This window comes from Paenibacillus sp. Soil750 (genome assembly GCF_001428045.1).
In the GTDB taxonomy this organism is placed as follows: domain Bacteria; phylum Bacillota; class Bacilli; order Paenibacillales; family NBRC-103111; genus Paenibacillus_E; species Paenibacillus_E allorhizoplanae.
On record NZ_LMSD01000040.1, the window covers coordinates 224,942 to 237,269 of the forward strand.

Consider the following 12,328-nt stretch of genomic DNA (forward strand, 5'->3'; position numbering starts at 1 on the left):
TCCGCTGTGGTTTCTCCTAGTCTCCAACCGAATATGAACTTGTTAGGTGTAGTATAACACTGTATGCATTTATTTAAAAGCGATTGCGGCATTTACCGCCTTTTTCCACCCGCTGTATAACTTTTCTTGCAAATCTGCTGCCATTTCCTGCTCAAAAGCCCGATCCACCTGCCACTGCGCCGCGATTTCCGCCTGATCCTGCCAGAAACCAACCGCTAGACCAGCCAAATAGGCCGCCCCTAACGCTGTCGTTTCATTGATAACCGGACGCTCAACCGTGACACCCAGCATGTCGCTTTGGAACTGCATGAGGAAGTCATTTTTCACCACACCGCCGTCTACCCGCAACTTCGTTAGCTCAATGCCCGAATCATCTTCCATCGCTTGCAACACGTCTTTCGTCTGATACGCAAGAGATTCTAAGGTTGCCCGGATAAAATGCTCCTTCGACGTCCCCCGTGTCAGCCCAAAAACCGCGCCCCTCACATCGCTATCCCAATAAGGCGTCCCCAGCCCGACAAAAGCAGGAACCACGTACACACCATCGGTCGATACGACACGTTTGGCGTATTCTTCGGAATCCTTCGCAGATTTAATCATTCGCAGCCCATCACGCAACCATTGGATCGCCGAGCCCGCCACGAAAATACTGCCTTCCAGCGCATACTCAACCTTCCCGTTCAAGCCCCAAGCTATGGTAGTCAAAAGGCCGCTGCGCGACGGAATCGCATGATTCCCTGTGTTCATCAGCATGAAGCAGCCTGTGCCGTAGGTGTTTTTAGCCATCCCTTTTTCGAAGCAGGCTTGGCCGAATAAGGCCGCCTGTTGATCCCCAGCCGCGCCCGCAATCGGAATCGAAGCACCGAAGAACAGGCTTTCCTGTGTATGCCCATACACCTCGGACGACGAACGAACCTCCGGCAACATCGCCGCGGGAATGTCCAAATGTCCCATCAGCTCCTCGTCCCACTTCAACTCGTGAATGTTGTAAATGAGCGTGCGCGAAGCGTTCGAATAATCCGTAACATGCGCTTTGCCGCCCGTCAGCTTCCAGATGATCCACGTGTCCATTGTGCCAAAGAGCAGATCCCCCTGCTCCGCTTTCGCTCTAGCACCATCAACGTGGTCGAGAATCCATTTGATTTTGGTCGCCGAGAAATACGCATCAATGAGTAGTCCCGTCCGCTCACGAAACAGGTCGTTAAGCCCCTGCGCCTTGAGTTCTTCACAAATATCTGCCGTCTGGCGAGACTGCCATACAATGGCATGGTACACCGGCATCCCCGTATGCTTATCCCACACTACTGCCGTCTCTCGTTGGTTCGTGATGCCGATTCCAGCAATCTCCGTAGGCTGCACTCCTGTCTCAGATAGAAGCGTTGCGATCACACTTTGAATCGACAGCCAAATTTCGTTCGCATCATGCTCTACCCAGCCTGGCTTCGGAAAATACTGCCTAAATTCCTGCTGAGAGGTATGCACGATACTTCCTTTTTGATCAAATAAAATCGCTCTAGAACTCGTTGTCCCCTGATCAAGGGAAAGGATATATGAGGGCTTGGATCCCGTTGTTGTCATTGATTATGCCTCCTTGTCACGCCATCGTAATGCTGCCAAAGCTCATGGTTCGAGGTCGTCACCGCTGTCGCACCTGCTCCAAGCGCCTGCTCCACATCATCAACGGAACGAATCAGTCCACCTGCAAAAATCGGAATACCCGAACGCTCCTTCACCTCTTTGATAATGTGGGGAATGACACCCGGCATCACCTCGATATAATCCGGCTGTGTGCGTTCGAGCAGGGTGTAGCTTTTATCCAGCGCCGAGCTATCCAGCAGAAAAAGCCGTTGAATCGCGAGCAAGCCATTCTGCCTTGTCTTCGTAATCACATTACCGCGCGTCGAAATGATCCCCGCAGGGCGAATGCTTTGGCACAGAAATTCAGCCGCGAACTCGTCGTTTTTCAGCCCCTCGATCAAATCCGCATGAAGCAGCATCTTCTTCCCATGGGCTCGGCCTAGGTCCACAATACTTTTGAGCTGACCAATATGACTGTCGAGCAGCACGATATACGTGTACGACGACTTCATGAGCTTCTCTAAATCCTTCATCTTACGGATGGCTGGTAAAATACACTGCTCCTGCAGCGACATACGCTTCACCTCGATTTTCTGAACTTCTGAACATGACCGCCATGACAAAAAGACTCACCAAGATTTGCCTCCAATATTCAAAGGGCAATCCGAGTGAGTCTCCTGTTCTCCGTCACATGTTATTAACTTACCTGTATTTTACTCAAAGGAGGGATGCCCTGTCAATGGTCGATAATGCACCCCAAGCTTAATTGGATAAGGCCTTTCTCACTGCTAAAATATACTTCGACTGATCGAGCGGATTAACACCGCGCCGCTTACGTTCGGCATGAACATCTGGCGGACTTGGCTGATAGCCTGCAAAAGAGGACGTAATCACGCCGCGCCCACCCGACATGGCGCTTAGCTTCACGGGATATTCGAGCGACGTTGCCACTGGGAGCCGCCCTTCTAGGACGAATCGGCCTCCCGCTATGCTAGGCGCATCGAAGCTCGCCCGCATCTGCACAAGGTCGCTAAGTACCTTGCCGCCGAACTCTTCTGGCACAGTGATGCGCACTTGCAGCATCGGCTCCAGCAGCGTCGTGCCCGTCTGCGCGAGCCCTTGCATGATGCCCATCGGAGTCGCAACGGCAAAATCAAGCGGATGCGTGTGCCACACGTGGTGCTCCCCCTCCACCAACGTCACCTTTATATCGGTGACTTCCCAACCGAAGAGCCCCTGCTGCAGCGCCTCCGGTACGCGGCGCGCCACCTCGTTCTGGTACTGCACGAGCAGCTGCTCGCCGCGTACTTGAGACTCATACACGAGCCCGCTGCCCGGGCTACCTGGCTCGATGCGAAACCGTAAGATCGCCCAGCACGGCTTGGGCATCGTATAAGCTATGAAGCCTTCGCCCGCTTGCGAAGGCGTTTCTTTATAGATGACGGAAGGTTGGTCGAACCTTACCGCGAGGCCGAAGCGCGAGCTCAAGAGACTCGTCAGAATCTCCAGCTGGATCGCGCCCATGACTTTGACGTGCAGCTCTCGCTCGTCCTGAAGCCACTGCAGATCGAGTAGCGGATCTTCATCCGTGAGCTCCTGCAGGGCGGCGACGAGCGCCGGATACTGCACATCGCTCTCGGCGTGCACTTGCACCGTCAGCAGCGGCACCGCCATGCGCGGCGCAGGCGGCACGCTGTCCGGCCGGCCGAGCACATCGCCGATCCGCACCTGCGTCAAGCCGCAGACAGCCGCGATGTCGCCCGCCGCGACCACGCCGAGATCTTCGGCTTTGCGCCCGTCGATGCGGCGAATCTGGGTCACCTTCTCCTCCACGCCCTGCGTGGCATTGACGACGGTGTCCCGGTTACGAATCGTCCCCTCGTAGAGTCGGACGTACGCCATGCGCCCCATGGTCTTGTCGCGCTCGACCTTGAACACCACGGCCGACAGCGGCTGCTCCGCATCGCCGTGCGGCTTAGGTAAGTAATCGAGGATCGCTGCCAGCAGCTCCTCGATGCCGATGGCTTTGCTGGAGGCTCCGACCAGCAAAGGGAAAGCCTCCCCCTGCCGCGCGTAACGCTGCAGGGTGTTTTTGACGTCGTGCGCCGCGATGGGCGCACCTTCAATGTAGCTCGTGAGCAGCGGCTCATCGAGCTCGGAGAGCTTTTCGACCGCGGCTGCGAGGTCGAATCCTGGGAGCGCGCCGACTGCAGGCGGCGCGTCGTCCAGCACGTTCCGCGCGCCGCGGAACGTGTCCTCAAGGCCTAGCGGCGCATAGATCGGCACCGCCATCCCCGTGAGCTGCTTATGAATTTCTTGTAGGACCCGTTCGGGGTCTGCGCCGACACGGTCTAATTTATTCATATAGAGCAAAGTCGGAATGCGAAGCGATTGCAGCGCATGCCAGATCATTTCCGTCTGGGACTGCACACCCTCCACCGCAGAAATAATCAGAATCGCTCCGTCCATCACACGCAAGGAGCGCTCTACCTCCGACAAGAAATCGACGTGACCTGGCGTATCTACTAGATTAATCCATGTATTTTGCCACACTAGACTTGTCGTTGCGCTGCGAACCGAAATCCCCCGCTCACGCTCCACGTCCAGAGAATCCGTCTGTGCCGTCCCGCTATCTACACTGCCTAGCGCGCGAATACGCCCGCTTAGATATAATAAATGCTCCGTAGTTGTCGTCTTCCCCGCATCCACGTGAGCGAAAATCCCCACGTTTCTTCTCGACTTTATGTTTTTTACATCCGTCATGCCTTCCGTGCCCCTTTGGCTTTCATTCTTTCTTCTATTATACTCAAAGAGAGTCAATTTGGATAAGCCACCCAATTCTCTCATCTTGAGAGGATATGTAGCGAGAATGCGCCGTTTGGACATGATTTTTCAGAGGAGGAATTGCTATGCACCAGCCTACCGTGCCTACTACTACCATTCAACTTCATAACCAGCACCCTGCCATCATCGCGTTATCTCAAGCCGACCCGAAATTAGCTAGGTTGATCGAGCTCATCGGTGAACTCACACTTACACCGAGCTTTCGTCCCTATGAGTCTCTCGTCATGTCGATCATTTCACAACAACTCTCTGCCAAAGCCGCATTAACGATTAAAACCAGAGTTAAACAAATCATCCCTTCCATTACACCAGAGGATGTTCTCGCAACAGATGAGGAATCCATCCGCCAATGCGGTGTCTCCTATCCCAAAATCCGCTACATCCGCGACCTTAGCACCAAGGTGCTGAGCGGTGAAGTCATGTTGGATCAGTTGCAGGATGTAGATACCACAGAACTTCTGAAGCAGCTGACTAGCGTCAAAGGCATCGGCGTATGGACCGCTGAAATGTTTCTCCTCTTCACCTTAGGCCGACCCGACATTCTATCGCTCGGCGATGCTGGCCTTCAGCGTGCAGCCCGCTGGCTGCATGCGCTTCCCGAGCGCCCGGATAAAAACTACTTAGCCGTCGCCGCCGAAGGCTGGGCACCTTATCGCAGCTTCGGCTCGCTCTATTTGTGGCGCGCCATCGATACAGGCCTCGTTGATTCTGGCCTGCCAGTGGAAGCTTGTGAAAAACCGATGCAGGCGTAGAGATGCTTAGCTCCTACTGAATCTGGGGGAGTGATGGGACCAAGCTCGCCTCCCCAGGCATGCAAAAAAGCGCAAGCCGTCCAACAGGACACACTTGCACTCACTCTCACTCACGTTGCTTGGTGCAATTACTACAATTACCTACTCTAATTACCGTTCTCACTTTACTTCAATCGCTAATACTAGCTCCCCCTACCTCATTCATCCTAACTTCGCCCCCGACGCACATCAACAAATTTAACTGGATTTTAAGTAGCTAATTCTGCTGATTATCACCCGAAAGCGAGAAATAGCTGGATTTCCTGTAGGTAATTTCCGCCCAAACTCGCCATATCACCAAAACAGGCCATTTTAGCTGTATGTTTCCCAGATATTCGTCCAATTTCATGAAATACGCCTAACTTAGCTGTATGTTTTCCATTTAGTTCGCGGTGCGGCTTCCTGGTAAGGTGCAAGTAAGAGGAGATGTAGGAGAGTAAGCAACACGCTACTTCTCACGCCCTGTATCCGCTCGCAGCCCCCGCAAATACGTCTGCAATAACCGACGCAAACTCTCATCCCGATCTAGCCCCATGCGGAAGCCATTCCGATGCTCGAGCGAGGCGAATCCGTGCACCATGCTCCGAAAACCGCGCACCACATGCAGCGCATCCTCTTCACTGAGTCCGTAAGGCGCAAGGATGCGCAGTAAGAAGCTCACAACCCCAGCGCCGACCTCTTTCAGCTCTGGGTCTTCATAATCAGGCAGCGCTGAGATCGCTTCATACAAACCTGGCTGCTTCCGAGCAAAATCCACATAAGCCACACCCGCAGCCAGCAAGGCTTCATCCTCAGCTTTACCAATTACGGCTTCGATCATCGTTTCTTTCACGAGGAGAAGACCTCGCTTAGAGAGCTGCTTTCGCAGATCGGGCAAGCCCTTGATATGATTGTAGAGGGAAGGTGTTTTGATCGTTAGTTTGGTCGCTAGTGCAGCAAGCGAAAGCTGTTCAATCCCTTGTTTATCTGCAAGCTCTATCGCCGCCTGCAGGACCGTCTCTGCATCTAATCCTTGTCGAGTAGCCATTTTATACCCCTTTTTATTCTAGATTATCGCTGAAGCGCCCTGAAATTTCGCCGATGCTTCTTCCAGTGCTGCATCCATCACCGCTGCCGGTTGTTCAATCATTCGTCCATGTCCGACTGCCAATAAGCTTGGCGCTAGCTGCCTCAATCTGCGCGTACTTGCCAATGAAGCTTCCTTACTCCACGTCGCCATCGCTGGGAATGGGAACCAGAACTTTACCACACCTGATACCGCTACTCCGCCTCGCACTTGGAACGCATCTCCAGCGATCAACGCCCGGCTCCGCACATCAAGGAAAGCCATGGAACCAGGTGTATGCCCAGGGGCTGCATAAGCTTGCAAGGACCCAATCCGATCCCCATCTGCCAGCAGCACATCAGGCTTCGTCTGAATCCCTTTTGGAATGCCGCCTTTAATTGGCGTTTGAGGCTCATCTGCCTCCAGCTCCACGTTGCCTGCCAACAGCTTCGCATCCCTTCTGGAGATGTACACTTGTGCATGAGGCAATTCTTTTTTCAAACCATCTAAGGCACCAATATGATCGCCATGAGCATGAGTCAGCACGATGCGTGTAATCGGCTTCCCAATTTGCTTCGCTGCCTGTAGGATACCTTTCACACTGAATGGTAAAGCCGCATCAATTAAGGTTAATTCAGATTCTTCCTCCACCAAGTAACAATTCACTGGGAAAAACCTCGGCATAAAAGCCAGCTGATACAAATGTCCGATTCGCGTTATTTTCATGTTCAACGCCTCCAATTAACTATTTATATTAGTATAATAACTAATATCATTAGTTTTGTAAATAGGCTTCTCTGTATTTGTCTGCGTGTTCTTTATTAGACTGTGGTAAAATAGTTCTCATATTTGTCCTACAGTCCATATAAAGTGAGTGAGGTTACCTAATGAACACTGAAACTTTAGCACTTTTTAAAACGTTAACCGAAATGCAAGCTGCGCCTGGCTTTGAGCGAGATATCCGTGCATTTGTACGCGGCGAGTTAGCCAAATATACCGATGAGTTCGTGCAGGACGCGCTCGGCAGCCTCTTCGGGGTTGTGCGCGGCGACGAGACAGGACCGCGCATCATGGTTGCCGGCCACTTCGACGAGGTAGGCTTCCTCGTCACCGGCATCACCGAGCACGGCACGGTCAAGTTCCAGCCGCTCGGCGGCTGGTTCAGTCAAGTCCTGCCCGCGCAGCGCGTGCAGATTATGACGGCGAACGGACCGATCATCGGTGTGATCGGCTCCGTTCCCGTGCACTTGCTGGACGAGGCTGCGCGCAGCAAGCCGGCAGACATTAAGACGATGTACATTGACATCGGCGCGGAAGACAAGGCCGATGCCATCGCCATCGGCATCAAGCTCGGGCAGCAGATCGTGCCGATCTGCCCGTTCACGCCCATGGCCAATCCGAAGCGGATTATGGCCAAAGCTTGGGATAATCGCTACGGCGTCGGCCTCGCGATTGAGCTCTTGAAGGAGCTTCACGGCGGGCCGAAGCTCCCGAACGTCCTGTACGCGGGAGCCACCGTACAGGAAGAGGTCGGAGTGCGCGGTGGAAGAACGGCTGCGAATATGATTCAGCCGGACTTGTTCTACGCGCTCGATGCTAGTGCCGCCGGGGATATGACCGGCGACCGCCAAGCTTTCGGGCAGCTAGGGCGCGGGGCGCTGCTGCGGATCTTCGATCCCACGATGATTACCCACCGTGGGATGGTCGAGTTCATTCTGGATATGGCGGAAACGCATAAGATCCCCTATCAGTACTTCATCTCGCAAGGCGGAACGGATGCCGGACAGGTGCACGTACAAGGCAGCGGGATTCCATCCGCTGTGATCGGGGTATGTGCGCGCTACATTCATACATCTGCGTCGATTCTTCACGTGGATGATTACGCCGCGGCCAAGGAATTGCTGATCAAGTTAGTGCAGGCCAGCGATCGCACAACGTTAAACACCATTCTTTCACAAGCCTAAGTGTTGTTTATAACCAAAAAAGCGTATCAAGATGAATTCTTGCTACGCTTTTTTGGCATTTCATTAAACATTGTTCTTAAACGTAAAAAATTGACATTTTTTTCATAAATATAGAACTAATGTTCCAATATATGGTACAATTAGCAATATAACTTGTTATTAGAAAGAAGGATACCCATGACTACATGCATTCGTGAAGCAACACCCCAGGATACATCAGCAATTAGTTCACTCGTTTCTCATCTGACTGGCAAACTGATTTCCCCTTTACATATTGAAAATAGGCTGCATAACATGCGCGGCAACCCAGACGAATTGCTATATGTCTATGAAGAAAAGAATCGGATTCTCGGTACATTAAGCTTTCGTATCCGCAGAGATCATGCCGCACACGATGTAACATTTAGTGAAATTTCGGTTATTTCCTATAAGCAAGATCCCGATAGTAACCAAGCACCATTGGCACAATTGAGAAGCTATGCCGAACAGCTGGCAAGTGATCATAACTGCTCTGGCATGATGTGGTTGACTGATGAAGAATCCACTGACATGTCCCGAAGCGCACGACCGCCCATCGGCTTTCATGAAACCGGCTATCGTTTTGTCAAACGTTTCCTCTAGCTAGGAGAAGGTCGATTCACCTATTCTATCAATACTGCGAAGGAGTGCTTACTTGTGCTAGCTGGGTTAAATGAAGGAGCTTTAAGCACGCTTGTCCTTATCCTCTTCATCCTCATCCTTATTCTCGTGGTTGGCATCTTTCTATTCATTATTATCAAATCCCTTTCGGTCTGGACATCCAATAACAATGCACCCATTCAAGATCGATTTTGTAAGGTTGTTGCCAAACGGATACAACTCTCGGGAAACACCAGTAATTTAGATTCGAATACCTCTTACTTTGTTACTTTTGAGTTTGAAGACCGGAGCAGAATGGAACTATGGATAGGCAGGCAGCAGTTTGGCCATATGGTCGAGGGGGACGTAGGGAATTTAACTTTTCAAGGCACTCGTTTCAAAGAATTCGAACGTAAGAAAGCAATGTGAGCAATTCCACGAATACGTAAGCATTTAGAAGGAAAAACAAAAAAATAGGCATATCCAGGCAGATATTTGAATAATCTGAATATTTACAATATTTTAATAATGGGCTATTATAAATCCAAGGCAGACAGAGAGGACAACCTGCACCATACGGTGCAGAATCAACGAAGAGCCTTATTATTAACTTCTAGGAGAGGGGATAGTCCATTGGGCCACGTTAGCGAAGCATGCTACTCACTTGCGTTCTAAACGACAAGAAGCGAGTGCAGGAACGTCCCACTCGTTCATCCAGCATGCGGGAAATCAGATCAGGCAGGTCATCATTCTAGGAAAGGAACAGAAGTGAGGGACTTGTCGTATGGTTGATTAAATGGGCAATTAACTAAGAGGAAAGGACACTTTAACTTTGAGGCGAACGTATCGATTGCAGCAACTGACTTACGAATTTTCGGGGAACGGAGTGTGTGGAAGAACAATTGAATAGGCAAAATGACTCATAGAGACCTCCGGTTATCATGGATAAGCGGGGGCCTCTATTTGCGTTCACATGATGTTATATGTTGGGTAGCTGAGCCTTCTGAACAATCGGTAATCGGACGATGAAGGACGTCAGTTCTTCCATCCCGCTCTCCACTGTGATCGATCCATGATGCATCTCCACGATTTTCTTCGCGATCGACAAGCCCAGCCCATTGCCGCCTGCCATGCGATTTCTAGATTTATCTGCTTTGTAAAATCGTTCGAATATATGCGTCTGATCCTCTTCCGGAATGCTAGGCCCATTATTCGAAATCCGCGTTACAGCCTCATCTCCGTTACTGACCACTCGAACACGAATCGTTCCGCCAACAGGTACAAACTTCACTGCGTTGTGGATGAGATTCGTCCATACTTGGCTGAGCAAATCCTCATCGGCCTCGGCGGTTACAGGATCAAGCTCGATGTCCATTTCAATATCTTTATCTACCCACTGCGGCTCACAAGCGAGGATATGATTGCGCAGCTGTTTATCCAAACGATAGCTTTTCGGTTCGAAAGGATGATGCTGCGACTCCAAGGAAGTCAGTTTCAGCAAGTTTTCGCTGAGCTTGGATAACCGTACACTTTCCGTTTCAATAATGGTCAAATAATGCTTACGCTCCTCCGGCGACAGCTGATCATTCTGCAGTGCGCGGGAGAATCCGCTAATGGACGTTAATGGCGACTGGATCTCATGTGAGACGTTAGAAATAAACTCCTGCCTCATTTTCTCTAATTGCCCGAGATCAGTCGCCATTTGATTGATGGACTCCGCTAACTCCACGAAAGGCCCATTCCGCGGGTTATTATCTACCAACACATTGAAATCCCCTCTCGACATGCTGCGGATCGCTTGATTCAAACTTTGGAAGAAAATCAACTGATGCTTCCGCATAAATTGGCCAAGAATGGCCATAGTAATCCCCCAGAAGAACATGCCTCCAATGCAGTTGATCAATTGCACGATGACTTCCGCAGGGCGTTTCCCCAGATGCTCGTAGAGATACTCCGTGCCATAGAAGGCAGCTAACCAATACACGATAATAAGAATAAATATCCCTAAGCCAAAAAAGAAGCCGCCTATTCGTTGGAGAATGGACTGCTTATTATTCTGGCTCATTCTCCGCTTCTTCTGTCTTTCTCTCCGCTCTCTTCTCTCTGCTCTGTGCCGATGATTCATTTCAGCACCTCCAGCCGATAGCCCAAGCCTCGAATTGTAGCGATGCGAAAAGCGTGCCGCTCCTCAGGAAATCGCTCACGCAGCCGATTTATATGCACATCAACCGTACGTTCATTTCCTTCGTAGTCAAATCCCCAAATCTGCTCGATCAATTGATCGCGCGAGAAGGTTTTGCCAGGATAGCTCGCGAGCTTGTAGAGCAGCTCGAATTCCTTAAGCGGCAGCGTGATGCTCTCTGCGCCAACGGTGACTTCATAAGTTTTGCGATTCATACTTAAATCGCCAGCCTGAATCGTTTGCGAGGAAGCGATTTTGTAGCGCTTCAGCAGCGCTCTCACTCGCATCGCCAGCTCAAGCGGCTCGAAGGGCTTGGTGAGGTAGTCGTCTGCACCAAGCTCGAAGCCCTTGACCTTCTGGGCGGTTTCTCCTTTGGCCGTTAGCATGAGTATCGGCAAATCATAATGCTCTCTAAGCTCCTCGCACAGCTTCCATCCGTCCATGTTCGGCATCATCACATCGAGAATAACCATATCGACTTGGACGGTTTGCAGCTTCTTGAGCGCTTCGACGCCATCTTCGGCCTCAACGACATCGAAGCCCTCGTTCATCATGAACACGCGGACAAGCTCACGAATATACGGATCATCATCTACGATCATAATGGGTGCCATGATTCATTCATCCTCACTTCTTGATGTTATTGTCTGCATATAGACTGTGGATATGATAGAAATTAGCATAAAGGAGCAATATAAACTGAATTTAAACCAAAAGCCTATTTTAAAAAATGAAAGGGCTTTATTTGGAAAATATTTTATGATAAATTTGGGAAAAGGAACAGTTTGGGGGGTTGTGGCCTGTATGACAAATAACACATTGGCGGATTTCAACAAGCTGACTACCGCGGAAGCGGAAGCCCTATTTAGGCGCGAGGTACTCTCGGAAGGATTCGCAGGTTTCAGGCGGTTACTCGACAGTCTCACGGATGCGATCAAAGCCGCGGGTGACACAGAAATGGATACCGTGGAACATTCGGTTGCGAAAGCGAAGCGACTTTTCCCTGAACCCGTTGATTTCAGCCCATCTTGGGAGAAGATTTGGCCAGAGCTCGAAAGTACCATAGCTGCCAAGAAACACATTTTCGCGAATATCCCTCAAGCAGAGAGAGCTGGAGAATGGCAGGTTATCATGGATAATCCACTCGTGGTGCAAGAGGTTGTCTGCTATCCCGCCTTGACGTTCGAGGATGCGGCCTATCTGTACGCTTATTTCCGACCGCAATTAGAGAAGTCCGAATACATTCGTCTGCAGAAAATCCAAACGGTCATTCAGGAAATCGGCAGTTAGGTTCACTAAAAATACT

The 12,328-nt window shown here is 50.9% G+C and carries 12 protein-coding genes; 5 read left to right on the forward strand and 7 right to left on the reverse strand.

Annotated features, from left to right (window positions below; genetic code table 11):
- Window positions 1-69 precede the first annotated feature (69 nt).
- From glpK to ASL11_RS28445, 3 genes are all read right to left on the reverse strand, one after another.
- Entirely contained in the window at window positions 70-1,578 is a 1,509-nt protein-coding gene (gene glpK / locus ASL11_RS28435; RefSeq protein WP_056622291.1) for a glycerol kinase GlpK, read from the reverse strand.
- A complete protein-coding gene (locus ASL11_RS28440; protein ID WP_056622293.1) occupies window positions 1,575-2,153 on the reverse strand; it encodes a glycerol-3-phosphate responsive antiterminator in 579 nt (192 codons plus the stop codon). The genes glpK and ASL11_RS28440 overlap by 4 nt, the downstream gene beginning before the upstream one ends.
- A gap of 187 nt (window positions 2,154-2,340) precedes the next feature.
- On the reverse strand, window positions 2,341-4,341 hold the full coding sequence (locus ASL11_RS28445) for a GTP-binding protein (protein WP_056622295.1): 2,001 nt from the start codon (window positions 4,339-4,341) through the stop codon (window positions 2,341-2,343).
- 161 nt (window positions 4,342-4,502) lie between these two features.
- On the opposite strand from ASL11_RS28445, the gene ASL11_RS28450 reads away from it, so the two are divergent.
- Entirely contained in the window at window positions 4,503-5,174 is a 672-nt protein-coding gene (locus tag ASL11_RS28450; protein WP_235550603.1) for a DNA-3-methyladenine glycosylase family protein, read from the forward strand.
- A gap of 487 nt (window positions 5,175-5,661) precedes the next feature.
- On the opposite strand, the gene ASL11_RS28455 is transcribed toward ASL11_RS28450, so the two are convergent.
- Together ASL11_RS28455 and ASL11_RS28460 are read right to left on the reverse strand one after the other, a co-directional pair.
- The gene (locus tag ASL11_RS28455) at window positions 5,662-6,240 is read right to left on the reverse strand and encodes a TetR/AcrR family transcriptional regulator (protein WP_056622299.1); all 579 of its coding nucleotides are present in this window, start codon (window positions 6,238-6,240) and stop codon (window positions 5,662-5,664) included.
- A gap of 18 nt (window positions 6,241-6,258) precedes the next feature.
- Window positions 6,259-6,984: an MBL fold metallo-hydrolase gene (locus tag ASL11_RS28460; RefSeq protein ID WP_056622301.1), complete on the reverse strand. Its 726-nt coding sequence runs from the start codon at window positions 6,982-6,984 to the stop codon at window positions 6,259-6,261.
- Between the two features lie 161 nt (window positions 6,985-7,145).
- Here ASL11_RS28460 and ASL11_RS28465 point away from each other — a divergent pair, with 161 nt between their 5' ends.
- The 3 genes from ASL11_RS28465 to ASL11_RS28475 all read left to right on the forward strand — a co-directional run bounded on the left by ASL11_RS28465 (window position 7,146) and on the right by ASL11_RS28475 (window position 9,269).
- Entirely contained in the window at window positions 7,146-8,222 is a 1,077-nt protein-coding gene (locus tag ASL11_RS28465; protein WP_056622303.1) for a M42 family metallopeptidase, read from the forward strand.
- A gap of 177 nt (window positions 8,223-8,399) precedes the next feature.
- Window positions 8,400-8,843, forward strand: a complete 444-nt coding sequence (locus tag ASL11_RS28470; RefSeq protein ID WP_056622305.1) for a hypothetical protein — start codon at window positions 8,400-8,402, stop codon at window positions 8,841-8,843.
- Window positions 8,844-8,897: 54 nt separating this feature from the next.
- Entirely contained in the window at window positions 8,898-9,269 is a 372-nt protein-coding gene (locus ASL11_RS28475; RefSeq protein ID WP_063795711.1) for a DUF2500 domain-containing protein, read from the forward strand.
- A gap of 550 nt (window positions 9,270-9,819) precedes the next feature.
- On the opposite strand, the gene ASL11_RS28480 is transcribed toward ASL11_RS28475, so the two are convergent.
- Together ASL11_RS28480 and ASL11_RS28485 are read right to left on the reverse strand one after the other, a co-directional pair.
- Window positions 9,820-10,965, reverse strand: coding sequence for a HAMP domain-containing sensor histidine kinase (locus tag ASL11_RS28480; RefSeq protein WP_235550604.1), 1,146 nt, complete (start codon window positions 10,963-10,965; stop codon window positions 9,820-9,822).
- Window positions 10,962-11,636, reverse strand: a complete 675-nt coding sequence (locus tag ASL11_RS28485; RefSeq protein ID WP_056622307.1) for a response regulator transcription factor — start codon at window positions 11,634-11,636, stop codon at window positions 10,962-10,964. Before ASL11_RS28485 ends, ASL11_RS28480 begins: the two co-directional genes overlap by 4 nt.
- 190 nt (window positions 11,637-11,826) lie before the next feature.
- On the opposite strand from ASL11_RS28485, the gene ASL11_RS28490 reads away from it, so the two are divergent.
- The gene (locus tag ASL11_RS28490) at window positions 11,827-12,312 is read left to right on the forward strand and encodes a hypothetical protein (protein ID WP_056622309.1); all 486 of its coding nucleotides are present in this window, start codon (window positions 11,827-11,829) and stop codon (window positions 12,310-12,312) included.
- Window positions 12,313-12,328: the final 16 nt, after the last annotated feature.

What these genes read in the sequence shown, in the direction of transcription:
- ASL11_RS28470 (WP_056622305.1), top strand. Translation starts at nt 8,400, where the DNA reads ATGACTACATGCATTCGTGAAGCAACACCCCAGGATACATCAGCAATT.
- ASL11_RS28490 (WP_056622309.1), top strand. Translation starts at nt 11,827, where the DNA reads ATGACAAATAACACATTGGCGGATTTCAACAAGCTGACTACCGCGGAA.
- ASL11_RS28485 (WP_056622307.1), bottom strand. Translation starts at nt 11,636, where the DNA reads ATGGCACCCATTATGATCGTAGATGATGATCCGTATATTCGTGAGCTT.
- ASL11_RS28460 (WP_056622301.1), bottom strand. Translation starts at nt 6,984, where the DNA reads ATGAAAATAACGCGAATCGGACATTTGTATCAGCTGGCTTTTATGCCG.
- glpK (WP_056622291.1), bottom strand. Translation starts at nt 1,578, where the DNA reads ATGACAACAACGGGATCCAAGCCCTCATATATCCTTTCCCTTGATCAG.
- ASL11_RS28440 (WP_056622293.1), bottom strand. Translation starts at nt 2,153, where the DNA reads ATGTCGCTGCAGGAGCAGTGTATTTTACCAGCCATCCGTAAGATGAAG.
- ASL11_RS28465 (WP_056622303.1), top strand. Translation starts at nt 7,146, where the DNA reads ATGAACACTGAAACTTTAGCACTTTTTAAAACGTTAACCGAAATGCAA.
- ASL11_RS28455 (WP_056622299.1), bottom strand. Translation starts at nt 6,240, where the DNA reads ATGGCTACTCGACAAGGATTAGATGCAGAGACGGTCCTGCAGGCGGCG.
- ASL11_RS28480 (WP_235550604.1), bottom strand. Translation starts at nt 10,965, where the DNA reads ATGAATCATCGGCACAGAGCAGAGAGAAGAGAGCGGAGAGAAAGACAG.
- ASL11_RS28445 (WP_056622295.1), bottom strand. Translation starts at nt 4,341, where the DNA reads ATGACGGATGTAAAAAACATAAAGTCGAGAAGAAACGTGGGGATTTTC.